Origin of the sequence: Bacillus cereus group sp. BfR-BA-01311 (assembly GCF_022664295.1) — a bacterium.
GTDB classification, from domain to species: domain Bacteria; phylum Bacillota; class Bacilli; order Bacillales; family Bacillaceae_G; genus Bacillus_A; species Bacillus_A cereus.
Map to the genome: position 1 here is coordinate 1 of NZ_JAKUHC010000026.1, position 24,612 is coordinate 24,612.

A 24,612-nucleotide genomic window follows, 5' to 3' on the forward strand; every position below is an offset into this window, starting at 1 on the left:
TCCGAAAGAACCGAAGGAGCCAGAAGTGAAACCGGAAGATCCGAAAGAACCGAAGGAGCCAGAAGTGAAACCGGAAGATCCGAAAGAACCGAAGGAGCCAGAAGTGAAACCGGAAGATCCGAAAGAACCGAAGGAGCCAGAAGTGAAACCAGAAGATCCGAAAGAACCGAAGGAGCCAGAAGTGAAACCGGAAGTAAGATTGGAAAAATTAATTAAAGAGCCGCAAGTAAAAACAGAAAGGGAATTACCGAAAACAGGGGCAGCGTCTCCATGGATGATGTCAGTTGGTGCTGGAATTTCATTCTTAGTTGGCGGAGTATTATTCGTATTAGGTAGAAGAAGAAAACAATAATTTTTTTAGACGAAAAGCACACTGAGTTCGATAGTTTATCGAATTCAGTGTGCTTTCGTGGTATATAAAATAAAAGCTCCTTCCACGTATGGAAGGAGCTTTTATTTTTACATATTAAAACATGCTTGAGCTATGCATTGGTTGAAGTTTTGCATTTGGATCGAAGTAAGCTTTTGCATTGTTTACTGCTGTTGGTGCTTCACCGAAGCCGCAAGCAATGAGTTTTACTTTTCCTTCATATGTACAAATGTCACCAGCAGCGTAAATGCCAGGAATATTTGTTTCCATTTTTGAATTTACAAGGATGCTGTTTTTTTGTATATCTAAGCCCCAGTTTTTAATTGGGCCAAGAGAAGAAACGAAGCCATAGTTTACAATTACGTCATCAACATCAATGATAACTTTTTCTTCAGTTTTTACGTGCTGAAGAACGACTTGTTCAATTTTGTCATCACCAATGAGTTCAACTGGAACATACGGTGTACTTACTTCTGCACGAGAATTCATTAAGTTTTCGACGCTATGTTCATGCGCACGGAATTTATCGCGGCGATGAACGATTGTAACTTTTTCAGCGATCGGTTCTAACATCATTGTCCAATCAACAGCTGAATCGCCGCCGCCAAATACTACGACGCGCTTACCGGCAAATTTATTCATATCATCAACGAAATAATGTAAGTTTTTCTTTTCATACTTTGCTGTACCTTCTAATTCTAAGCGGCGTGGTTGGAAAGCACCATTGCCAGCAGTAATAATAACTGATTTAGAATAATGAGTTTGCTTATTCGTAACAAGTTTAAATATACCGTCAGCTTGTTTCTCAAGCGTATCGACAGCTTCTTCTAAACAAACGGTTGGGTCAAATTTCTTCATTTGCTCTTTTAAGTTATCAACTAATTCTTGTGCGCGCACTTTTGGGAATCCAGCTACATCATAAATGTATTTTTCAGGGTAGAGTGCGGATAATTGTCCTCCAAGTTGAGGTAAGCTTTCAATGATTTTTACACTTGCTTGTCTCATACCGCCATAAAATGCTGTGAACAGCCCTGTTGGACCACCACCAATAATTGTTATGTCGTAAACTTTTTGATTTTCTGCCACTTTCATTCCCCCTATAGATGGAATTTTGATATTGATTTCATATATTGTTCATATGTACACGAAAATCCTGCAAATGATGACACTTTCAAATAAATGATAGCATATTTGAGTTCATAATACTTCTGAAAACGACTGAATTGTGTGTAAGTTTTCGCATAGGTTCTTTTTTATTGTATAAAATATACAGAAAGGAAAATACATGAAAAAAAGTCTAAAAAACCCTTGAAAACGCTATGTTATTTTAAAATATTGATAATTCTCCAGACGCTTGAATTCTGGAATAAAACCGACTAATATAGGGAAGTATTATGTTAAATTTCTATGACAAAATTCGTACGATTTTTTGACTGCGTTTTGTTATGATATAGAATGTGATAAATTCCACATTCTTGACAAATAGAGTTTTTAGTACTTGGTATTATTTCTCATTACTATTATATAAAGAAAAGGGTTGTGATTTGGTGAAGACTCCAAAAATCGTAGTTTTAGGTGCAGGTTATGGCGGGATGATTACGACTGTTCGTCTGCAAAAAGCATTATCTGTAAATGAAGCTGAAATTACGCTAGTAAACAACAACAGCTATCACTACCAAGCGACTTGGTTACACGAGAGCGCAGCTGGTACATTACAAGATGAAAAAATCTGTCTAGATATTCAAGACGTTATTGATACAAATAAAGTAAACTTTGTACAAGACACAGTAGTAGAAATTAAAGCTGCTGAAAAACGCATTATCTTAAAAGACGGCGAGTTAGAGTATGACTACTTAGTAATTGGTCTTGGTTTCGAATCAGAAACATTCGGAATTACAGGATTAAAAGAGCATGCATTCTCAATCGCTAACATTAATGCAACTCGTGAAATTCGTGAGCATATGGAAGCTAGTTTCTCTAAATATGCAACTGAACAACGCGATGAGTTAGTAACAATCGTTGTTGGTGGTGCTGGATTTACTGGTATCGAGTACGTAGGTGAGCTTGCAAACCGTGTTCCTGAACTTTGCAAAGAGTACAATGTACCACGTGAAAAAGCACGTATCATCTGTGTAGAAGCTGCTCCAACAGCACTTCCAGGTTTCGATCCAGCGTTAGTAGAGTACGCTGTAAAACAACTTGAGAAAAAAGGTGTAGAATTCCGCATCGGTACAGCAATTAAAGAAGCAACTGAAGAAGGTATTATCGTTGCGAATGGCGATGACACTGAATTAATTAAGTCTGAAACAGTAGTTTGGGCTGCAGGTGTTCGTGGTAACGGTATTGTGGAAGAGTCTGGATTTGAAGCAATGCGCGGACGTGTAAAAGTTGATGAGTACATGCATGCTCCAGGATACGAAGATGTATTCATGGTTGGTGACGCAGCGTTAATCATTAATGAAGAAATTAACCGTCCATACCCACCAACAGCACAAATCGCAATTCAACAAGGTTACAATATTGCACACAACTTAACTGTATTAGTTCGTGGTAAAGGCGAAATGAAGAAATTCGCATTTGATAATAAAGGATCTGTATGTTCTTTAGGTCATGACGATGCAATGGGCGTTGTTATGGGTAAAAAGTTAACAGGTTGGAAAGCTTCCTTCATGAAGAAAGTAATCGATAACCGTTACCTATTCTTATTAGGTGGACCTTTATTAGTTCTTAAAAAAGGTAAATTAAAGTTCTTTTAATATATAGTAGAAAAAGCAGAAACGGCTAAGAGCTGTTTCTGCTTTTTTCATATTAAAAATATAGTATAATATAAAAAGAAAGAATATTCTGTCCGTTCTGAAAGAGGAGGTTATTACATCATGGAGAAACGAGGGAAGGTATGGCTAGCTGTTAGTGGTTTAGTAGCTACAAAAGATGGTAGGTGGCTATTTGTTAAGAAGAAATACAGTGGATTAAAAGGGAAATGGTCTTTACCGGCTGGTTTTGTAAATGAAGGTGAGACGGTTGATGAAGCTGTGAAACGCGAAGTGTTAGAAGAGACAGGCATTGTCGCTCATGTGAAGGGGATCATTGGTGTTCGATCGGGTGTTATTCGTAATGAGATTAGTGATAATATGATTATTTTTCTTTTGGAGCCTGAAGGAGAAAATATTATTATACAGGAGAAAGAATTGTCTGAAGTGGCGTTCTTACATCCGGATAAGATTGCGGACGATCCGAATACGTCTGTGCTTATTAAATATTTGTTAGAAGGAAGATCAGAACTACATCTTGAAGTGGACAAAACATTAAATCCAGGCGAACCATTTGGTTATACAGCTTATCACGTATTTACGGCACGTGCGAAGGAGAGGGGAAAAGAGTGAGTATACCGGTACTACTTATTTCAATGATGTTATTCTTTATTTTGTTCTTTGGAATTGGATTTTTACTCAACATGATTTTGCGAGCTACTTGGGTAATGGTTATTGTGTATCCGATTGTTTGTATGCTTATTATTAATAAAGCGAGTATGTGGGATTATTTTTCAAAACCGAAAGAAACATTTTCTTCATTTGGGACAAGTGTATCGCACTTAGGACAAGCAGACGTATTTATTCTATCTACTGGATTAGTAGGGGCTGCTTTAGCAGGAGTCGTAATCAAGAAACTTCGGAAAAGCGGATATCAAATGTTTTAATCTCCAATTAAGTTGGAGATTATTTTTTTGCATATTCCTTCATGGTATAGGGAATGATTAACGATGAAGGAGTGTGGAATATAAAAATGTTAAAACGATATTGTATTCGCATTATGATGACTTGTTTACTTGCAATTGCATTATGCGTAACATGGAATGCTTTCACAGGAGTTTCTTTATTAGAGATTGTAAAGAAGTATGAGGGAACGAGTGCAAAAGAAGTACATGCAGCAGAAGTTAAGAGAAATGTTGCTCCGAGTAAAGAAGTGATAAATGCTTTAGAGCAGGCAAACGACTGGTCTAAATATCGTTCAATTGAAATGACTGCAACAGGTTATACGTCGGGAATTGAGTCAACTGGTAAGAGGCCGGGACATCCGGAGTATGGTATTACATATTCAGGTGTTAAGGCGAAAAGGGATTTATATTCCACAATCGCAGCAGACTTACGCGTATTCCCAATTGGAACAATTTTATTCGTACCAGGTTATGGGTATGGTGTAGTAGCTGATAAGGGCGGTGCAATAAAAGGAAACCGTCTTGATCTATATTATGATACGGTGAAAGATGTTTATAGCCAATGGGGTAAGAAAAAAGTAAATGTGTACGTAGTAAAAGTAGGAAATGGTAAGTTTACAGAAGAAGAGTTAACGATGTTAAATCAAGACGAAACGATGCAAGTGTTTCGTGGTCAATATTTAAAACAAAGATAGTCTAGTCGTAATTACGCTAGACTTTTTTTCTTGGCTTATTTCATAATAGAGGGGATTTTACACGTCATATAACTGTAGTTAGAATTGTCGCATTTTATCGAAAATAAAGTTATAATGGTGGTAGAGAAATTTAGGGGGTCTGAACATGTTTCAAGTACAAAAAGAATTAGCAGGTCATGAAGCAGTAATTGTTGCTTTATTTGAAGAAGAGAAAATGAGTAGTTTTGTACAAGAACTGGACAAAGCGTTTGAAGGACAATTACAAGTTTTACTAGAAGAGAAAGAATTATCTACGAAGAAAAAGGCCATTTCGAAAGTGCATAGCTTAGGAAAAACAAATGTGAAACGTTATTACTTTGTTGGTTTAGGCAAGAAAGAGTCTTACACGACAGAAACGTTACGTGCGGCTCTTGGTAAGGCATTTAAAACACTGCAATCAGCAAAAGTACAAGATGCAGCAATCTTACTTGATTCTTTCGTAACAGAGAAATTAGACGCGATTGATGTCGCTCATATTGCAGCAGAGGTACAAGGCCTTGGTACATATGAATTACAAACGTATAAATCAGATAAAAAGGATCGTGTAGAGTTAGAGAAGTTCACGGCTATTACAGCGGAAGATGCACAAGAAATTGAAGCCGCATTAACAGTTGGCTACGTACATGGACGTGCAACAAATTCAGCTCGTACACTTGTAAATATGCCGCCAAACGTATTAACAGCGACAAAGCTTGCTGAGTATGCTGTTGAATTAGCGGAGAAGTATGATATGGACTATAAAGTTCTTGAGAAAGAAGAGATGGAAGATCTTGGTATGGGTGCGTTACTTGCAGTAAACCAAGGTAGTGTAGAGCCACCAAAAATGATTGCTCTTATTTATAAAGGAAAAGAAGAGTGGACAGATGTCATTGGATTCGTTGGAAAAGGTATTACATACGATACAGGTGGTTATTCTTTAAAACCACGTGAAGGCATGGTCGGTATGAAAGGTGATATGGGCGGTGCAGCTGCTGTATTAGGTGCGATGGAAATTATCGGTGAACTTCGCCCAGAACAAAATGTGATCGCTGTTATTCCTTCAACTGATAACGTTGTAAGTGGTACGGCATTTAAGCCAGACGATGTAATTACATCTATGAGCGGAAAAACAATTGAAGTATTAAATACGGATGCAGAAGGTCGTCTAGCTTTAGCTGACGGTATTACGTATGCGAAAAAACTTGGTGCAAACTACCTTGTTGATGTTGCAACATTAACAGGCGGTGTAATTGTTGCACTTGGAAACTATACGACAGGCGCAATGACAAATAATGAAGAGTTATTTGAGCAAGTGCTAGAGGCTTCTATGGAAACAGATGAGCCAATTTGGCAACTACCGATTTTTGATCGTGATAAAGAACGCGTTCGAAACAGTAAGTTTGCTGATTTAAATAACTCACCAGGCCGTGAAGGACATGCGATTATGGCAGGTACATTCTTAGGCGAATTCGCTGAAGATACACCGTGGGTACACTTAGATATCGCTGGAACATCAGAAACAAAAGGCGCGCACGACTTAGGTCCAGCTGGAGCAACTGGTGCAATGGTACGTACACTTGCAACACTTGTGGAGCGTTTTGGAGAAGAATAATTTTTTGAAGAAAAGGCTGTCTCAAATTTTTGAGGCAGCCTTTTTTATTGGTATTTAATAGTTGATTTTCAATGTTATACTTATGTGATATAATTTTCCCTGTATTAGAAGTAAATAACAATTGAATAGGGAGGGAAAGAAGAGAGTGACAAAAATAGAAGCACTCTTATTATTATGAGGGAAGGGACTTTATCTCAACAAAATATAGTTGTATTGTTTTTTAAACAGTTACGCCCGAAACAGTGGACTAAAAACTTGCTTGTATTTGCAGCGTTAGTCTTTTCAATAAAACAAGTATCTTTAACTATGGTGGCACAAGCTGCAATTTGTTTTGCGCTATTTTGTGCAATATCTGGCTGTGTCTATATTTTAAATGATTTTATGGATATTGAGGCAGATCGACAACACCCTGTTAAGCGATATCGACCGATGGCATCGGGGGCATTAAATCCGTACTTTGCTATTACGGCAGGTTGTGTTATTTTAGTAGCGTCTTTAGTAGTTTCATATGTATTAAATCCGTTATTGTGCTTAGTATTAGCAGCCTATTTTATTTTAAATGTAGCGTATTCAATTCGTTTAAAGCACGTTGTAATCATTGATATTTTAATTATTGCAGCTGGATTTGTTTTACGAGCATTGGCCGGTGGATTAGTTATTCAAGTGCCATTTACACCGTGGTTTTTATTATGTACATTATTACTGTCACTATTCTTGGCTATTAATAAAAGAAGACATGAATTAGTATTGTTACAGAATAATAAAGGTTCTCATAGAAAAGTATTAGAAAGTTATTCTCCTGCTTTGTTAGACCAATTAAGTACAATTGTTACATCGGCAACTATTGTAACTTATGCTATCTTTACTTTTAATGCAGGGAAAAGTATCTATTTAATGTGGACAATCCCATTTGTAATTTACGGGATTTTTCGTTATTTATATTTAGTTCACATGGAAGATAAAGGTGGAGAACCAGATAAAGTTTTATTAGAGGATCAGCATATTTTAATAACAGTGTTGTTATATGCGATAACAGTTATTATTATACTATTGAACTTTTAATTACTCTATTCGGGTTTGTTAAAACGTTTAAGAGGAGTGTCTTAAACGTTTTTTATTTGGAATAAAACATTTTTTGAATATAAACGGTTAAGGAGTATAGAGATGCAACAATTTTTAATGATTATTTTATCAGTTGGTATGGGAGTTGTAGGGCAAATTTTATTAAAGTTTGGCGCAATGAAATCACAAAGTTCAGCGGCTGTAGGTATTATGAATTTCATTAACGTACCGAACTTTTTCGGACTAGCTTTTTACGGTTTAAGTGCATTATTATGGATGATTGTGCTGAGAAAGGTTGATTTAAGCTATGCATACCCAATGGTGAGTTTCGGATATGTATTTGTTATTATTGCGTCAGCATTATTATTTGGTGAAACAATCAATTTCATGAAAATTGCTGGAATGGTATGTATAGTAGCTGGCATTTTATTTATTGCAAAATCATAGGAGGTAAAGCAATGGGAACATATTTATATTGTATACTTCCATTTATAGCTTGGGTAGCTTCGGGAGTATTGAAATTTTTAGTGAATTATCTTCGTTCTGGAAAAGATGCTTTTCGTTTAGTTGGAAATGGTGGATTTCCTAGCACGCATACAACGATTTTATCAAGTATGGTCATGACAATAGGGTTTCATGAAGGATTTAATACACCGATGTTTGGAATCGGGATGGCAATTTTAACAATTGTTATCATTGATGCCACAGGACTTCGCCGTACAGTTGGTAAACATGCAAGAATGTTGAATAAACATATAAGTTCGGAAGAAGAAAAATTAAGAGAGCGTCAAGGACATCATTGGCATGAGATTTTTGGTGGGCTTGTGTTAGGAACAGTTATTGGATACGTGGCACATCTAATTATGTTATTTCTACCGTAGAGAGGAGAAGAAGTATTGAATATTTGGAATGATTATAAAGGAAAGGGGATATTAGCCCTTGTCCTTTTCATTTTTTATTGGTCATTTTATTTTTTTATCGGTTGGAAAATGGATACTCACTCTAAGCTTTTTATTGAAGCGTGGGTGGTTGATACCTATTTTTCTTTTGATCAAGGATATTATATCATCTCCTTTTTCCTTGAAAAAGTAGATGTAGCAGCGGCGACCTGGTTCCGACATCCATTCCTTTATTATTTTATTCAACAATTCATGTGGATGCTGGAGACAGTAAAAGTAGGGAATATTGTACATGGTATTATATTCATTCAAACGTTTTTAAGCGCGCTCAGTGTAGTGATGATTTATACATTATGCTGTAAAATTTGTAAGAATACGATTGTTTCTTTTTTACTAGCGGTCATGTATGGATTTTCAGCTACAATGTTAGTTATTACGTGGACACCAGAATCTTTTAGCTATGCAAATTTCACATTGGTACTTATGTGCTTTGTATGCTATCCATTTATTACAGGGGAAAAAGAAGCGAAAATAGGATTTAGTATTGCGAATGTATTGTTGGCAATAGTAATAACAGGGGTTACATTAACCAATTCGTTTATGTGGTTTTTAGGTAGTCTGATGAGTTATAAGAAACTACGGAAAAAAATTATTTGGACTGGTATTTCGATTGTTATTGTCGTGGTCCTGTTTGTATTAGCAATGAACGAAAATAATGTCGTTCTTATCGAAGGATTAAAGGGTAGTATGGACTTTGCTGCGCAAGGACAGAGTTTTTCACCAGAATACGTTAAGCCATCAGGTATATTAGTATTTCATCTATTATTAGGATCTTCATTCATCTTTGGACCATTCTCGGAAGTTACTTTAAGACAAGGTGAGCAATTCGCACAATTAAATATACTTCCATCGCATACTATGATCGGGTGGATTGTGATTGTATCTGTGTATGCTTTTATAATAGTAGCTGTATGGAAAAACTTTAGAAAAGAGCCTTTCGTAAGGTTTTTAAGTTTCTGTTTACTATTTAATATTGTTTTACATGGAATTATTGGTTTTGGGGCATCTGAAGCATTTATTTATGGCGCACATATGCTGTTTACAATACCGTTATTATTAGCATATGGTTTTAAAGTGATGAGACGTGTAAAAGTAGTTGCTTTATGTTTAATATTAATATTAATAATTATAAATAATTTTGAAAGTATGCTATATTTTTATCATTTTGCAGTCTCCAATTATTCTTTATAATAAAATAGATTTTTAATAAAAGGGTACTTTAGATAGGATTTCTAAAGTACCCTTTTTTACTATTTATTAAAAATAGATAAAAAATAATAGCTAGAAGTGAAGCATTTTAGAAAACATACAGTTGTTATGAAAGAGGTCTAAACATGTTTTGAGTACAAAAAGAGTAGTAAGTGTACTTAGACATCCCTGTGAGCAAATAATTTATGGTCAGCTCGAGCAATGGTATAGGTAATTCGTATACTTTTCGAGCATTTTGTAGAAGAATAATTTTTTTGAAGAAAAAGCTGTCTCAAATTTTGTAGACAGCCTTTTTCTTCATATTGTAGGTGTATTTGTTGGTAATTCGATATAACTTCATTTACTACCGCGCTATTCAAAAAAGTGCTAAAAAGTGTTTATAAAGAAATCGTATACAAAATACCGTTTAAAGCAAAAGAAGTACGGCCCGTTTCTTCAGAGACAACTAATATAAGTGCATCACTCTTTTCTGATAAGCCAATTGCAGCTCTGTGACGTGTTCCTAGCTCAGGATCAACTTCTGTACTTTTCGTTAAAGGAAGAATATTAGCAGCTGAGACAATATGATTATTTTTTACGAGAACGGCACCGTCATGAAGAGGGTTACCTGGATAAAATATTGATTCGAGTAATGGCGCAGTTAAATGAGCGTTTAATGTCGTTCCAGTTTGAATGAGAGCTTCAAGCGTCTCGTTTCTTTCCACAACGATAAGAGCACCATGTTTTCTGGCGCTTAAATGTTGGATAGCTGTTGTAATAAAAGATGAACTTTCCGTATAAGGTGATAAATATGCCTGAATATAGTATGTAGCTGCCAATGTTTGTACATTTGCTAACATATGATGAATATCTTCCATTTTGCATAAAATACATTCGTCTTCTTTATCGATTGCGTTTCTCATAATCGATAGTTCTTTTTCAGCAATTTCAATCATTTGCTTTGTTTGTATTTTGAGCTCTTCTGACAAGCCCCATTCGTGCATAATCCTCATTCCCTTTAGTGGAGTATTTAACAATAGTGTATACAAATATTCCTAGTAAAATCCTGTTAGATTTTATAAAATATTGAGATACAGCATGTTTTTTTCATATAATAAAGGTATGACGAGCGAGAGGAGAGAGAAGAATGAATTGGAAACAAGAATTTAGTCGCTGGCTTTCTTACGCACAATTAGATGCAGAATTAAAAGAACAGCTAGAAAATATGAAGCAAGATGAGAAGAAAATCGAGGATAGCTTTTATAAAAATCTAGAGTTTGGCACAGGTGGTATGCGTGGTGAACTTGGTGCTGGTACGAACCGTTTAAACGTATATACAGTTCGTAAAGCAACAAAAGGATTAGCAAGCTTTATTGAAAAATTAGGTGAGGAAGCGAAAAAACGCGGTGTTGTTGTAGCCTATGATTCTCGTCATAAATCACCTGAGTTCGCAATGGAAGTTGCTGCTACACTTGGGGCACGCGGCATTACAACATATGTGTTTGAAAGCTTACGTCCAACGCCAGTACTTTCTTTCGCAGTTCGTCATTTACATACAGTAAGTGGAATCGTTCTTACGGCAAGCCATAATCCACCTGAATATAACGGATACAAAGTATACGGTGAAGATGGTGGACAGTTACCTCCAAAAGAAGCAGATGAGTTAATTAGCTACGTAAATGCAGTAGAAGATGAATTAACAGTTGAAGTCGCTGATGTAGAGCAATTAAAAGCTGACGGTTTATTACATATTATTGGACAAGAAGTAGATGATGCATATGCTACAGAATTGAACAATGTCATCATTAATAAAGAAATGGTGCAAAAGGTCGGCAAAGACTTAAAAATCGTCTTTACACCATTACACGGAACATCAAATATTTCTGTACGCCGTGGTTTAAAAGAAGTTGGATTTACAGATGTAACAGTTGTAAAAGAGCAAGAGTTACCAGATCCAAACTTCTCTACAGTAAAATCACCGAACCCAGAAGAGCACGCAGCGTTTGAGTATGCCATTCGTGACGGTGAAAAGGTAGGCGCAGATGTATTAATCGCAACTGATCCTGACGCAGACCGCCTTGGTGTAGCAGTGCGTAATCATAACGGTGAGTTCCAAGTATTAACAGGAAACCAAACAGGTGCATTAATGCTTGATTACTTACTATCTCAAAAGAAAGAAAACGGAACGCTTCCGGAGAACGGTGTCGTATTAAAAACAATCGTAACGTCTGAGATTGGCCGTACAATTGCGAAAGCATACGGTTTAGATACAGTTGATACGTTAACTGGATTTAAATTTATAGGTGAGAAAATTAGGCAGTATGAAGAAAGCGGACAATATGAATTCCAATTCGGTTATGAGGAAAGCTATGGTTATTTAATCCGCCCATTCTGCCGTGATAAAGATGCAGTACAATCTGTCCTATTTGCATGTGAAGTAGCTGCATACTACAAATCACAAGGGAAAACGTTATATGACGGTCTATTAGAAGTATTTGAGAAGTACGGTTTCTTCCGTGAAGACCTTGTATCGTTAACGTTAAAAGGAAAAGATGGAGCTGAAAAAATCCAAGAGATGATGGCAACGTTCCGTGAGAATCCGCCGAAAGAAGTAGCAGGCTTAACAGTCGTAGCAGTGGAAGACTATAAAGCAAGCATCGTTACATCTTTACAAGATGGACATAAAGAAGAGATTCACTTACCGAAATCAAATGTGTTAAAATATCAATTAGAGGATGGTTCATGGTTCTGCCTACGTCCATCTGGAACTGAGCCGAAGATTAAGTTTTACTTTGGTGTAAAAGATAGTTCTTTACAAAATAGTGAACAAAAGTTACTTACTATTAAAGAAGACATTATGAATCGTTTATAATACAAAGTAATTTTAAGTAGTAAGGAACAAAAGGGAGCGAAATCTCCCTTTTGTTTTATGTAGGAAATGCTTGCTATTGATTCCGACAGGAGAGAGGGTATTTTGTGATGAAAAAAGTAAGAAAAGCGATAATCCCAGCAGCTGGATTAGGAACACGTTTTTTACCAGCAACGAAAGCAATGCCGAAAGAAATGTTACCGATAGTAGATAAACCAACGATTCAATACATTGTGGAAGAAGCAGTGAAATCGGGAATCGAAGATATTATTATTGTTACTGGTAAAACAAAGCGCTCTATCGAAGATCATTTTGATAACGCATTTGAACTAGAACAAAACTTATTAGAGAAGAAAAAATATGAGTTGCTTGAAAAAGTACAAGCTTCTTCAAAAATGGTAGATATTCATTATATCCGTCAAAAAGAGCCGAAGGGACTAGGACATGCTGTTTGGTGTGCGCGTAAATTCATTGGTGATGAGCCGTTTGCAGTGTTACTAGGTGATGATATTGTCCAAGCTGAGAAACCGTGTTTACGTCAATTAATGGATGAGTATGAAAAAACACTTTCTTCTGTTATTGGTGTACAAACTGTTCCAGAGTCGGAAACACATCGCTATGGAATTATCGATCCATTAGAACAAGAAGGTCGTCGTTACCAAGTTCGCAATTTCGTTGAGAAACCAGCACAAGGTACAGCTCCTTCAAACTTAGCAATTATGGGCCGTTACATTTTAACGCCTGAAATCTTTATGTTCTTAGAACAGCAACATGTCGGTGCTGGTGGTGAAATTCAATTAACAGATGCAATCCAAAGCTTAAATGAAATCCAACGTGTATTTGCTTACGATTTCGAAGGAAAGCGCTACGACGTAGGTGAAAAGCTAGGATTCGTTCAAACGACAATTGAAATGGCCCTGCAACACCCAGAATTACGTGATGACATGGTAGCAATGATGAAGAAAATTTTAGAAGAACAAGCGAATCAAGAGTCTTAATTTATAGGTAAAGTCCCTTTTGGATGTACAGTAGAGATATGTAATTTACTGTGCAATCTAAAGGGGACTTTTTATGAAAAAAAGACACTCTAGAGAGAGTGTCTTTAATTAGAACTTACGTTTTTATCGGTCGGCTTCAATTCATTAGCTTTTGATTTAATTTCATTAGAAATAGCGATATTAATATTTCCGGCAGATTTTTTGTATTCTTGAATTAATGTATTAACATTTTGATTAAATGTAATTAAACTACCGCTTGGAGATTGAGATTGTTCATTAAGTGCAGTCACAATACCATACATTTTTTTATATTCTTCATAGGTTTCTTTGTACTTACTTGGCTGTTCTTTTGCAGCCTCAGAGACCAACCTTAAATCTCTTCCCATGCCGTTATAAAATACATCTACAGCTACAACCATATGATCAATTTCTTTTTTCTTAGATCTAAGAGCAGTATTGAAATCACTTCGGTTATTTATTGCGTTTGACCATGTAGTTGAATACTCGGACAATACATATGATGCAGAGTATTCGAAAGTTTCTATGGTGTTATAAAAAGATGCTGCAGCTTTTAAGTAATCAGCTTCTTTTTTCTTTTGAACTTGAATAGCCTGATATTCTTCCTCTATATTCGTTACTTTTGATATAGTGAAAAGGAAAATAAGGATTGATATAACTGATGTAAGAAATAGTATTATAGATGTTATAAAAACTTTTTTTGCTGCTACTTTTCGTATTTTCTTAATTAATCCGATGATAATAAAGATTACAGCCGCGCATAAACTAATTATAGTAAGAAATAGCAAGAAGAATGCTATACCGTTTCCAAGCATATAGTTCATTCCTAACTCGCCGTTTCCATATAATGTATAACTTCTGTATATACATAGTATGAAAAGTAAAGATAGTACGCCTACACCTATTTTAATAAGTGTGTTTTTTGATAGTTTCACTGACTTTCCTCCAGAACATTGTTTTAATTAAATGTGCAAAATATAAGATTTTCTGGACTATCATAACAAAATTTATTTTTAATATGTGTCGTATATTGTCGAAAATAAAAAATGAGTTATTTCAGTATACTGAAATAACTCATTTTTTTATTATGAAATCGTCGAATGAGAATGCTGATAAGCAGAACGACGCACAGCATAGTATATGCGAGGTGCGATAATAGCACCGATAATTGTAAATGCAATATCTTTTACTGCAAACCACATCATAATCATCCAAGCAGCTTTATAGCTCATATTACCGCCCATAAAGAGATTGACTGCTCCGTACATGTAAGTAGTACCGATTATATAAGTTAAAATAATTCCAGTGAAAGAGGCAATTGCAAATGTAATGAAAGTGGGTCTTTCTTTTTGTTCTACTAGTTTTCCTGATACGTAAGCAACGATAATAAAGGCGATAATAAAACCACCAGTAGGATCTAAAAGTGCTCCAAATCCAGCTTTGAAGTTAGCGAAGATTGGTGCGCCGGCTAAACCAACGAGCATATATACAGTCATGGATAAGGCACCAAGTCTACTTCCAAGAAGAAGACCTGCTAAAATTGCGAAAAATGGTTGCATAGATAATGGGATGCCTGCTACTTGTAAGAAAGGTGCCCAAGATACAATATTTGCACCGATGGCCATAAGAGCAACGAACATGGCAGCTAATGCTAAATCTAAAACATGTAATCTTCTCATAATGTTAACCTCCTGTTGTTTTTAGGTTAACATTATCGTAGCGAAAATATTTACTTGTTGTCAATCAAAATATTTTGATAAGAAGGCTTTAAATAGTCTCTTAGCAACGTATATGGAATACGAAATTGCGGAATTCCACTTGAATAGGGAGCAATCTCATATAAAGGGAAATAAATGACGAGATTGTCTGGCTCTAAAAAGAAGTGAAATTTTTTCATACTCATTACTTTTTCAGTTGCATCAGGAAAATAAATGCTTTCATTTTGTTTAATTTGTCGTACAATCTCTGCACGGATTACATCTTTATATTTATCCTTTTGTTGAAATAAATCGTCTAAGTGCAGCACCTTTTTTTCGTTTAAATCAAATGTATTTGCCTTCCACGTATAAAGACCGTGTGCTCCGCCAGTATATTGATAGTAATTCACATATAGGCTAAGAAAAGGTGGTTTGTTTAAAGAGACTTTATAATCAACATTTGCTACGTACGGATGAAAGGGTGTACTAGATCCTGCTGTCTCTTTATAATATTTTTTTGCTTCTTTTTCTAATTTGTTTTTAAATTTGTCAGTGGATTTTTTGTAGTATAAATTGAGTTTATTTTGAAATTTAGAATCAGAAAAGTTGTGAAAAGAAGGCCTATTTATTTGATATTCTATATAAGGTTTTTTACCTTTTTGCGTTACAGTCTTAACATCGATTGTCAGGTTAGATGCTTTGGCTGTTATTGCACAATTTGGTACAATAGTCAGCAAGGAGAACATAAGCAGTAATATACAAAATTTCTGTTTCATTTAGGTGAAGCCTCCTTATATAAGTGTTATAAGTAGTTTGAAAATAAATAGGTAAAATTATACATTTAATTAAAGTAAGAGAAGGGGGAAGCGATATGGCAAAAACTTTAATGGATTCACTTGGAATTGAGTTGTTAGAGATGACAGAAGATAAGGTAGTTGCTACGATGCCTGTTGATGAGCGTACGCATCAACCGTTTGGATTTTTACATGGAGGTGCATCGGTTGCATTAGCGGAAACAGTGGCAAGTGTTGGTTCATATAATTTAATTGATCAAGAAAAATGTATTTGTTTCGGATTAGAAATTAATGCAAACCACATTCGCTCAAAGAAAGATGGAATTGTAACGGCGATCGGAACACCGATACATAGAGGACAATCGACAATGGTTTGGGATGTTCGTATTATTGATGAAAATGATGATTTACTATGTATATCAAGATGTACAGTAGCAATTAAAGAAAAACGTGAAAAGTAAAAAAGAGGCGCTCTTACGAGCAGCCTCTTTTTCTTATAATTAGAACTGGATTTTCTTCTCTAAGAAACCTTTTAGTTCGCTAATTGGCATACGAACTTGTTCCATTGTGTCACGGTCACGTACTGTAACAGCTTTGTCTTCAACTGAGTCGAAGTCGTATGTGATACAGAATGGTGTACCGATTTCGTCTTGACGACGGTAACGTTTACCGATAGAACCAGTTTCATCAAAGTCTACCATGAAGTCTTTAGCTAATTCTGCGAATACTTCAGTAGCACCTTCAGATAGCTTCTTAGATAATGGTAAGATAGCTGCTTTGTATGGTGCTAAAGCAGGGTGGAAACGAAGAACTGTACGAGAATCGTTTTCTAATTGCTCTTCTTCATATGCATCACATAAGAATGCTAATGTTACGCGGTCTGCGCCTAAAGATGGCTCGATGCAGTATGGCACGTAACGCTCATTCGTTTGTGGATCAATATAGTTAAAGTCTTCGTTTGAATGTTCCATGTGACGTTTTAAGTCGAAGTCTGTACGAGATGCAACGCCCCAAAGTTCGCCCCAACCGAATGGGAATTTGAATTCAATGTCAGTTGTTGCATTACTGTAGTGAGATAACTCTTCTTCACCGTGGTCACGAAGACGCATGCTCTCTTCAGACATACCAAGTGAAAGTAACCAGTTTTTACAAGTTTCACGCCAGAATGCAAACCACTCTAAATCTTCACCAGGCTTACAGAAGAATTCAAGTTCCATTTGTTCGAATTCACGTGTACGGAATGTGAAGTTACCAGGCGTGATTTCGTTACGGAAACTCTTACCGATTTGGCCGATACCAAATGGAAGCTTTTTACGCATAGAGCGTTGAACGTTTTTGAAGTTTACGAAAATACCTTGTGCTGTTTCAGGACGAAGGAAGATTTCGTTTGTGCTAGACTCTGTAACACCTTGGAATGTTTTGAACATTAAGTTGAACTGACGGATTTCAGTGAATTCTTCACTACCGCAATCAGGACATTTTACTTCATGTTCTTTCATTAAGTCAGCCATTTGGTCGAAAGTAAGACCGTCAACAACCATTTCGATGCCTTTTGCATCTAAAGCATCCTCAATTAATTTGTCAGCACGGTGACGAGCTTTACATTTTTTACAGTCAATCATTGGATCGTTGAAGTTACCAACGTGACCAGAAGCGATCCAAGTTTTAGGGTTCATTAAAATAGCTGCGTCTAAACCAACGTTGTGTGGAGATTCTTGAATGAATTTTTTCCACCAAGCTTTTTTAACGTTATTTTTTAATTCGATTCCAAGTGGACCGTAATCCCAAGTGTTTGCAAGACCACCGTAAATTTCAGAACCAGGGAAAACAAAACCGCGATGTTTCGCTAAGTTTACAACTTGTTCCATTGAATACATAAGAAAATCCTCCTTTTGAAAGTTAACGTATTGGCGATGACATACTCTGATACTTTGGAAACGAGCAGTATATGCTAAAAAGAACATAAAAAAACGCTCATCCCAAGGCTTATTTGCCTAGGGACGAGCGTTTGCCCGCGGTTCCACCCTAGTTGATACACAAAAGGTGCATCCACTTTATCATGTATTGCTCGGGACTGCCGTTTCCTTGCGGCTTCAGGCTTTCACTATCCCTGAATCGCTTTTTATGCAAGTACTTATAAGTCCGTCATCGCTACTTATATTAATAATAATGAACATATTCTAACACGTTCTTTTTTAAATCTCAATAGAGGAACGCGTCTATCTATGATAGAGTCTCGCCTATTTTTTCATTATTTATTCCGTAATTTTGCTTAATATGCTTAATTGCTTCACGCTTACTTAATGGAGCGAGCTCATTGTTTTGCACGTATTCCCAAACTACATCCGGATTTGTTTTTGCATATTCACGAAGGACCCAGCCAATCGCTTTTTGGATGAAAAATTCTTTTGAAGAATGTAGTTGTCCAATAATCCAGAAAAGAAGTTCTTCATCCATCTTTTGTTTATATTTTAGTTGGAATAAAATAGCGGCACGTTGTAACCATATATTATCTGATGCAATCCATTTTGGAATATAGGCAGAAATTAATTCTGGATGTTTTAAAAAGATATCGCCTAAAAATGTAGGGACGATGCTATCGACAGAGTCCCACCAAGATTTTGTGACAATCAGTTCTTCTAAGAAGGGGATATGAGTTTCATTTATATGCTTTTTATATTTTTGCATAATATCAAGTGCGGCCGCTTGGAATTCACGTTCTGGTAAGTCCCAAAGCTCACGTATGATAATTTGGAAGTCTTTTGGATCTGGGAGAGTATGTATTTGAATGATGTCTTTTAATAATTGACGTCTTTCCGGTGTTTGAATACCTAGAAAGGGGAAGTGATTTTTCATATAACGAGCCATAGGTTCTGCTTTTTCAGGATTTTGATGAGCTGTAAAATGCTCTTGTAATGCTTTTACAAATGGATGCATAAGTGTTGCTCCTCTCTTATTCTCTTTCTTTTCTTATTATACAAAGAGTTTGGATAAATTTTAAAACATAACTTGCAATGTAATGAAATATGTTGAAAGTAGAGAGGAGAGGATAAGATGGAGGATCAAGGCGTATTAGCAGGTTTCTTTGCTCTTAGTTTTGCGTTTATTCTTGTTATATTGATTTGGGCAATTATTTCATATTTGTTAACGGCTTTTGCACTTTATTCGATGGCGAAAAATGATGGTGCAACGGACGGGGTGCTTGCGTTTATTCCGTTTTTGAATAGTAAGACGTGGGGTGACTTAGCGAAAGATAAATTACCAGATTTTTTGAAAGAAGAAGCAGGGTGGAAAGTATTCGGCATATACGTTGCATGTTTTATTTTTAATTTCGTACCAGTTATAAGTTTACTAGCAACAGCTGTATCGATTGTATTGTCCATTTATCTTATCTACGCTATTTTAGACAGATACGGAACGAACTCTATATTATTTACGATTATTCATGTAATCACATTTTCGGTGTTCTTACCGATTCATTTATTTATCATTCGAAATGAACCGGTGAGATATAAAGAGTAGATTTTTCTTTTTTGTTGATAAGTCGATATATTTTAGATATAAGTAAAAAAGCGCCCTGATTATCAGAGCGCTTTTTTTACTACATAAGGTAGCGTAAATAAATATAAATGTGAGAAATGATTAATGAAACGATCATAATTGGGAAACCGACTTTTAGGAAGTCCATGTAACTAAATTTATGTCCTTCGCGGCTCGCGATACCTGCAACGATTACGTTAGCAGAAGCTCCGATTAATGTTCCGTTTCCGCCCAGACAAGCACCTAGTGCTAATGCCCACCATAATACATCGATTTGTGCGTCAGATGGTGATAAGCCTAGCCCAACTGCCATATCGTTAATAAGTGGAATCATTGTTGCAACGAATGGGATGTTATCAATTGTTGCAGAGGCGATACCAGATACCCATAAAATAAGGATGGATGCGTAAGAAATATCTCCGCCTGTTATACCAATTACTTTTTGAGCTAACATTTTGATAAGACCGATATCGATAAGTCCTCCAACAAGTACGAATAGCCCTGCGAAGAAGAAGATTGTTACCCACTCTACGCTTGCAAATACTTCCTCAATTTCATGCTCTTTCACACCAATTAACATAAGTACAGTAGCACCAGTTAAAGCGATGATAGCTGCATCAACGTGGAAAATCGAATGAGTCATGAAACCTACAATTGTAAGTCCAAGTACTGTTAAAGATTTTTTCATTAATACTGGATCTTTAATGTATTGCTTTTCATCTAGGCTCATTAATTTCTTAACTTGTACAGGATCGGCAATTAATTGTTTGCGATACATAAAGTAAAGTATTATCGCTGTAACTGCAATAATAATAATTACGATTGGTGCTAGATTCAATAGGAAAGCATTGAAGTCTAAATGCTTATTGGCAGAACCAATCATAATGTTAGGTGGATCACCAATTAATGTTGCTGTTCCTCCAATGTTTGAAAAAATAATTTCAGAAAGTAAATAAGGAACAGGATTTACTTGCAGTATGCGCGTAATAGATAAAGTAACTGGAACAACAAGAAGTACAGTTGTAACGTTATCTAAAAATGCGGAGCCAAGCGCGGTAAGTAAGGAAAGTGAAATTAAAATTTTAATTGGATTTCCTTGAGCTCCTTTTGCTGCTTTAATAGCAACGTATTGGAAAACACCTGATTTACTCGTAATGTTCACCAAAATCATCATACCGATAAGTAACGTAATCGTTCCCCATTCAATATGTTTCGTAAAGGCGTTGTGTAAATCGACGACTCCCACAATTACCATGAGTGCTGCACCAAGAAGTGCGATGACAGCACGATTAATTTTTTCAGAAATAATAATGGCATATGTAATTAAAAAGACTGCGATAGCAAAATAATACTGCCAGTTAGCGAGTTCTTGCGTTGTTTCGTGCAAAAATCTCATCTCCTTTCATTCACTTTTTCTTAGTGTGTCAAAAATGTTCTAGAAGAAACACACATAACGTCATTATAAAGTAGGAAAATGGCGGATGTAAATGAAAGGGGGGATTTTGTCATATTTTCTGCATAGGTCATTTTTTCTTATTTTTTAAAATATTTGTGGGCATTTGACATATATATAAGATACATCCAATCTGAATATTTAAAATGGAATTAGCATTCGAGCTTGTTCGTGTAGGAGTGTCAAATAGAAAGGAATGACAAAAATGATAAGGAAGGGATCGTATGGATGAACAACGATTTTTATTTTTAGACTTTGAGTTTACGATGCCCCAGCATAGAAAGAAACCGAAAGGATTTTTTCCGGAGATTATTGAGGTAGGACTCGTTTCAGTTGCTGGCTGTAAGGTAGAAGATACGTATTCATCACATGTCAGGCCGAAAACATTTCCCTCTTTAACGGATCGATGTAAGAAGTTTTTGGGAATAAAACAAGAAGTCGTGGATAAAGGGATTTCATTTCCTGAACTCGTTAAGAAGCTTGCAGAATACGAAACGAAATGTAAACCGACAATTGTAACGTGGGGAAATATGGATATGAAAGTGCTGAAACATAATTGTGAAATGGCAGGGATAGCTTTTCCATTCTTCGGACAGTGTCGTGATTTATCGCTTGAGTATAAGAAGTTTTTTGGAGAAAGAAATCAAACAGGATTATGGAAAGCAATTGAGGCGTATGGAAAAGTAGGGACAGGGAAGCATCATTGTGCGCTTGATGATGCGATGACGACGTACAATATTTTTAAACTAGTAGAAAAAGATAAAGAGTATTTAGTAAAGCCAGCACCTCCAACATTAGGAGAACTTGTTGATTTTTCAAAAGTGTTAAAGAAAGTGAGCACACAGTAACGACCAAATTGCACATTATGTAATTTGGTCGTTTTGTTTTTTAGAGTTTGTAGTCTTTCTTTAACTGTTGTAATGTTTCTAGACTACGCTCTGCAAAAGGTGAATCATCTTCAGAAAATGAATTCATTTGAGTTTCTAATGCTAATTTTAGTGACTCGGTATAATCCGGAATTTCTCCTTCATATTTTTTCACCATTTGCTCTGGAATGTTCGTCTGTTCACGGAAAGCTAAAGCGCGTCTTTCGTGGAAAAATGGCACGTCAGCTTGTTTTACGTTATGTAAGTCACCTTGCACCGGATGTTTTAAAACAGCTAATACTTTTACGACGTAACTGCCAGGGCGGCTATTTGTAACTTCGCCAATGTATTTTCCTGTTTTATAAATACCAGTAACGATTTCGCCAATTTCAAATGTTTCTCTCATATTTTTCACCTCAAGTTTATAGTAAGGAAAGTACGGGAAGGAGTCAAAGAAATCATTTGCTTTCAGAACGCCCCTTGAGAATATGGATAGGTTCCACTATAATTTAAAATGATATAACAGAAAATTCTGATGTTTTATAAATCCTATAATAAGGAGTGTTCTATATGATGCCTTTATATTTTCCGGAAGATAAAACAGAATATATTATTCCAGGGATTGTTTGCGTTCTATTTATTATCGGTGCTATTGCCACGTGGCGCATGTTTATTCGTGTATCAAAAAGAGAAGCAGAGCGATTGCAGAAAGTTGAAGAAAAACTATTAGCTGAAAAGAAACAGTAATGCATTTTTGTATGTTTCCCTCTATGCTCGGACAATCTAAGGGCAGAATATATTTTGGAGGGAATAAAATGAAGAAACGGCTTTTTTTCAGTTGTTGTTTATTATTTCTGATGGCAGGTTGTGACCAAGGAAAGCCGAAAGAAATTGAAGTGAAATTACATAATGCTTCAGGAGATGAAGTAGGGACTGCGAAAGTAGTGCAGCAAACAAGTGGCGTGAAAATTACGATTAAAGGAGAAGGTTTCACGCCAGGACCACACGGACTACATGTACATGAAATTGGAGAGTGTAAGGCACCTCGTTTTGAATCATCCGGGAATCATTTTAATCCTGATGATAAAAAACATGGTCTTCTTAATCCGAAGGGTGCAGAAAACGGTGATTTACCGAACGTAGTTGCAGATGGTTCTGGAAAGATTAAAGCGGAAATCGATGCACCTCACATCACACTTGAAGAAGGAAAAACGACGATTCATAGAAAAGATGGAGCGTCTATTATTATTACAGAAAACCCTGATGATGGTATGACTCAACCGACAGGTAAATCAGGGGATCGAATTGCTTGTGGCGTAATTGTAAAAAAAGCATCGGATATGAAGAAAAAGTAAAAGCTACCGTGAATGGTAGCTTTCTTTGTGAAATGTAATTGAAAATATATCAGCGATTATTGGAATATATCGACTGTAACTCAAATTATATCGGCGATTATTGGAATATATCGACTTACCGACAAAATATGACAAAGGAGTCTGTCCAAGAATGATTAGGGGGACAGACTCCTTTCTTATTATGAAAACGTATGACGCAGTCTGTTTAAAATTTCTTCTAAAACAGATCGTGGACAGCCGATATTAATTCGAATATGTTCTTCGCCACCTAACCCGTATTTCTCACCAGGTTCAACAATGATTTTTCCTTTTTCCTCAAGTAGTGCGGTACGCTCTTTTTGAGAAAGCTTTAGACGAGAACAGTCAATCCATAATAAAAAGCTACCTTCTGGCTTCGTTACGGAAAGAGCAGGTATGTGAGTTTTAATATATTCACAAGCAAATTGAGCATTATCTTCTATATATAATCGAATTTCATTTAGCCAATCATTACATTCTGTATAAGCACTTTGCATCGCTGTATAAGCGAAGATATTTAATCCGTGGAAGCCTTGTCTATACTGGATAGCTGTAAAGGCGTGACGGAGTTTTTCGTTTGGAATGATAATGATCGACGCTTGTAATCCAGCGATATTAAATGTTTTACTTGGAGCCATACAAGTAATCGTGCGAGCTGCTAATTCTTCAGATAAAGAAGCGAACGGTGTATGTGTATGATCTGCGTAAATAATATCGGAATGAATTTCATCCGCCACAACGATTACGTTATATTTAGTACATAACGATCCGAGCTGCAAAAGTTCCTCTTTCGTCCAAACGCGCCCGATTGGGTTATGAGGGCTACAAAGAAGCATGAGTTTGATGCCTTGCTGAAACTGCTTTTCTAAATGCTTGAAGTCTATCACATATGTATCATTTTGTTTCTGTAATGGACTCACGTATAACTGTCTGTTGTTTGTTGTGACCATTTCGAAAAATGGAGGATAAATAGGTGGTTGTACGAGAACGGATTCGTTTTCTTTTGTGAAAGCCTGTATGCTCGTACTAAGAGCTGGAACGATTCCGGCGCTAAAGACAATCCATTCTTTTTGAATATCCCAGTCGTATTGTTGTTTTGTCCAGTTACAAATAATATTCCCAATATTTTCGGGAGGAAGTGTATAGCCAAAAATCGGATGTTCGATTCGTTGTTTTAAGGCAGTTTGAATTGGTTTTGGTACTTCAAAATCCATATCAGCAATCCAAGCATGGATAAGTTCTTCGTTTTTATATGTATCCCATTTTATACTATGCGTTCCACGTCGATTGATTGCTTTATGAAATAGTTGCATAAGTTTGCTCCCTTCTTCTGTAAAACCAATAAGTTATGAAAGTTCTCTCTCTTCTTATAGAATAGCTGATGT

General features: G+C 36.1%; 27 protein-coding genes. 17 read left to right on the plus strand and 10 right to left on the minus strand.

Annotated elements, in window-relative coordinates; genetic code table 11:
- The coding region (locus MR136_RS27670; RefSeq protein WP_242259702.1) for an LPXTG cell wall anchor domain-containing protein at positions 1-352 on the plus strand (352 nt) is incomplete at its 5' end.
- A gap of 114 nt (positions 353-466) precedes the next feature.
- On the opposite strand, the gene MR136_RS27675 is transcribed toward MR136_RS27670, so the two are convergent.
- A complete protein-coding gene (locus tag MR136_RS27675) occupies positions 467-1,456 on the minus strand; it encodes an NAD(P)/FAD-dependent oxidoreductase (RefSeq protein ID WP_000829785.1) in 990 nt (329 codons plus the stop codon).
- Positions 1,457-1,917: 461 nt separating this feature from the next.
- Between MR136_RS27675 and MR136_RS27680 the strand changes: the two genes are divergently transcribed.
- The 9 genes from MR136_RS27680 to MR136_RS27720 all read left to right on the plus strand — a co-directional run bounded on the left by MR136_RS27680 (position 1,918) and on the right by MR136_RS27720 (position 9,622).
- The gene (locus tag MR136_RS27680; protein ID WP_000856612.1) at positions 1,918-3,126 is read left to right on the plus strand and encodes an NAD(P)/FAD-dependent oxidoreductase; all 1,209 of its coding nucleotides are present in this window, start codon (positions 1,918-1,920) and stop codon (positions 3,124-3,126) included.
- A gap of 120 nt (positions 3,127-3,246) precedes the next feature.
- Positions 3,247-3,753 (plus strand): NUDIX hydrolase, encoded by a 507-nt coding sequence (locus MR136_RS27685; RefSeq protein WP_000415313.1) that lies wholly within the window; start codon positions 3,247-3,249, stop codon positions 3,751-3,753.
- Positions 3,750-4,067 (plus strand): YuiB family protein, encoded by a 318-nt coding sequence (locus MR136_RS27690; RefSeq protein ID WP_000027016.1) that lies wholly within the window; start codon positions 3,750-3,752, stop codon positions 4,065-4,067. The genes MR136_RS27685 and MR136_RS27690 overlap by 4 nt, the downstream gene beginning before the upstream one ends.
- Positions 4,068-4,153: 86 nt before the next feature.
- Positions 4,154-4,780: a 3D domain-containing protein gene (locus MR136_RS27695; RefSeq protein WP_006922360.1), complete on the plus strand. Its 627-nt coding sequence runs from the start codon at positions 4,154-4,156 to the stop codon at positions 4,778-4,780.
- Positions 4,781-4,925: 145 nt separating this feature from the next.
- The gene (gene pepA / locus MR136_RS27700) at positions 4,926-6,410 is read left to right on the plus strand and encodes a cytosol aminopeptidase (RefSeq protein WP_242259703.1); all 1,485 of its coding nucleotides are present in this window, start codon (positions 4,926-4,928) and stop codon (positions 6,408-6,410) included.
- A 174-nt stretch (positions 6,411-6,584) separates the two neighbouring features.
- Positions 6,585-7,472, plus strand: coding sequence for a decaprenyl-phosphate phosphoribosyltransferase (locus tag MR136_RS27705; protein WP_242259704.1), 888 nt, complete (start codon positions 6,585-6,587; stop codon positions 7,470-7,472).
- Positions 7,473-7,574: 102 nt separating this feature from the next.
- On the plus strand, positions 7,575-7,919 hold the full coding sequence (locus MR136_RS27710; protein WP_001183889.1) for an EamA family transporter: 345 nt from the start codon (positions 7,575-7,577) through the stop codon (positions 7,917-7,919).
- A gap of 11 nt (positions 7,920-7,930) precedes the next feature.
- Positions 7,931-8,353, plus strand: coding sequence for a divergent PAP2 family protein (locus tag MR136_RS27715; protein WP_000537660.1), 423 nt, complete (start codon positions 7,931-7,933; stop codon positions 8,351-8,353).
- A gap of 15 nt (positions 8,354-8,368) precedes the next feature.
- Positions 8,369-9,622: a DUF6080 domain-containing protein gene (locus tag MR136_RS27720; RefSeq protein ID WP_242259705.1), complete on the plus strand. Its 1,254-nt coding sequence runs from the start codon at positions 8,369-8,371 to the stop codon at positions 9,620-9,622.
- A gap of 395 nt (positions 9,623-10,017) precedes the next feature.
- Here MR136_RS27720 and cdaS read toward each other — a convergent pair whose 3' ends face one another.
- On the minus strand, positions 10,018-10,623 hold the full coding sequence (gene cdaS / locus MR136_RS27725; RefSeq protein WP_000545252.1) for a sporulation-specific diadenylate cyclase CdaS: 606 nt from the start codon (positions 10,621-10,623) through the stop codon (positions 10,018-10,020).
- 143 nt (positions 10,624-10,766) lie between these two features.
- On the opposite strand from cdaS, the gene MR136_RS27730 reads away from it, so the two are divergent.
- The gene (locus tag MR136_RS27730; RefSeq protein ID WP_098877851.1) at positions 10,767-12,491 is read left to right on the plus strand and encodes a phospho-sugar mutase; all 1,725 of its coding nucleotides are present in this window, start codon (positions 10,767-10,769) and stop codon (positions 12,489-12,491) included.
- A 107-nt stretch (positions 12,492-12,598) separates the two neighbouring features.
- Positions 12,599-13,486, plus strand: a complete 888-nt coding sequence (galU, locus tag MR136_RS27735; RefSeq protein WP_002097988.1) for a UTP--glucose-1-phosphate uridylyltransferase GalU — start codon at positions 12,599-12,601, stop codon at positions 13,484-13,486.
- A 104-nt stretch (positions 13,487-13,590) separates the two neighbouring features.
- On the opposite strand, the gene MR136_RS27740 is transcribed toward galU, so the two are convergent.
- From MR136_RS27740 to MR136_RS27750, 3 genes are all read right to left on the minus strand, one after another.
- Positions 13,591-14,439, minus strand: coding sequence for a hypothetical protein (locus tag MR136_RS27740; protein WP_061457834.1), 849 nt, complete (start codon positions 14,437-14,439; stop codon positions 13,591-13,593).
- A gap of 150 nt (positions 14,440-14,589) precedes the next feature.
- Positions 14,590-15,183 (minus strand): biotin transporter BioY, encoded by a 594-nt coding sequence (locus MR136_RS27745; protein ID WP_001253379.1) that lies wholly within the window; start codon positions 15,181-15,183, stop codon positions 14,590-14,592.
- Positions 15,184-15,233: 50 nt separating this feature from the next.
- A complete protein-coding gene (locus MR136_RS27750; RefSeq protein ID WP_000810326.1) occupies positions 15,234-15,977 on the minus strand; it encodes a DUF3298 and DUF4163 domain-containing protein in 744 nt (247 codons plus the stop codon).
- 95 nt (positions 15,978-16,072) lie between these two features.
- Here MR136_RS27750 and MR136_RS27755 point away from each other — a divergent pair, with 95 nt between their 5' ends.
- Positions 16,073-16,456: a hotdog fold thioesterase gene (locus MR136_RS27755; protein WP_001140612.1), complete on the plus strand. Its 384-nt coding sequence runs from the start codon at positions 16,073-16,075 to the stop codon at positions 16,454-16,456.
- 39 nt (positions 16,457-16,495) lie between these two features.
- On the opposite strand, the gene MR136_RS27760 is transcribed toward MR136_RS27755, so the two are convergent.
- Positions 16,496-17,872, minus strand: a complete 1,377-nt coding sequence (locus MR136_RS27760; protein ID WP_000287147.1) for a glycine--tRNA ligase — start codon at positions 17,870-17,872, stop codon at positions 16,496-16,498.
- 346 nt (positions 17,873-18,218) lie between these two features.
- Complete coding sequence (locus MR136_RS27765; RefSeq protein WP_000553306.1) at positions 18,219-18,932, minus strand: DNA alkylation repair protein; 714 nt, start codon at positions 18,930-18,932, stop codon at positions 18,219-18,221.
- A gap of 117 nt (positions 18,933-19,049) precedes the next feature.
- Between MR136_RS27765 and MR136_RS27770 the strand changes: the two genes are divergently transcribed.
- The gene (locus MR136_RS27770; RefSeq protein WP_000390062.1) at positions 19,050-19,517 is read left to right on the plus strand and encodes a hypothetical protein; all 468 of its coding nucleotides are present in this window, start codon (positions 19,050-19,052) and stop codon (positions 19,515-19,517) included.
- Positions 19,518-19,596: 79 nt separating this feature from the next.
- Here the strand turns inward: MR136_RS27770 and MR136_RS27775 are convergent, their stop codons facing one another.
- Positions 19,597-20,922 carry an ArsB/NhaD family transporter gene (locus tag MR136_RS27775; RefSeq protein WP_000545232.1) on the minus strand — a complete coding sequence of 442 codons (1,326 nt, stop codon included), beginning with the start codon at positions 20,920-20,922 and terminating at the stop codon, positions 19,597-19,599.
- Positions 20,923-21,212: 290 nt separating this feature from the next.
- Here MR136_RS27775 and kapD point away from each other — a divergent pair, with 290 nt between their 5' ends.
- A complete protein-coding gene (gene kapD / locus MR136_RS27780) occupies positions 21,213-21,836 on the plus strand; it encodes a 3'-5' exonuclease KapD (protein ID WP_000344356.1) in 624 nt (207 codons plus the stop codon).
- A gap of 40 nt (positions 21,837-21,876) precedes the next feature.
- On the opposite strand, the gene kapB is transcribed toward kapD, so the two are convergent.
- Complete coding sequence (gene kapB / locus MR136_RS27785; protein WP_001209344.1) at positions 21,877-22,260, minus strand: kinase-associated lipoprotein KapB; 384 nt, start codon at positions 22,258-22,260, stop codon at positions 21,877-21,879.
- Between the two features lie 164 nt (positions 22,261-22,424).
- Between kapB and MR136_RS27790 the strand changes: the two genes are divergently transcribed.
- Complete coding sequence (locus tag MR136_RS27790) at positions 22,425-22,601, plus strand: hypothetical protein (protein WP_000982757.1); 177 nt, start codon at positions 22,425-22,427, stop codon at positions 22,599-22,601.
- Between the two features lie 68 nt (positions 22,602-22,669).
- Positions 22,670-23,209, plus strand: a complete 540-nt coding sequence (sodC, locus tag MR136_RS27795) for a superoxide dismutase [Cu-Zn] (RefSeq protein ID WP_000746520.1) — start codon at positions 22,670-22,672, stop codon at positions 23,207-23,209.
- A 179-nt stretch (positions 23,210-23,388) separates the two neighbouring features.
- Here sodC and MR136_RS27800 read toward each other — a convergent pair whose 3' ends face one another.
- Positions 23,389-24,540 carry a MalY/PatB family protein gene (locus MR136_RS27800; RefSeq protein WP_001175823.1) on the minus strand — a complete coding sequence of 384 codons (1,152 nt, stop codon included), beginning with the start codon at positions 24,538-24,540 and terminating at the stop codon, positions 23,389-23,391.
- Positions 24,541-24,612 lie beyond the last annotated feature (72 nt).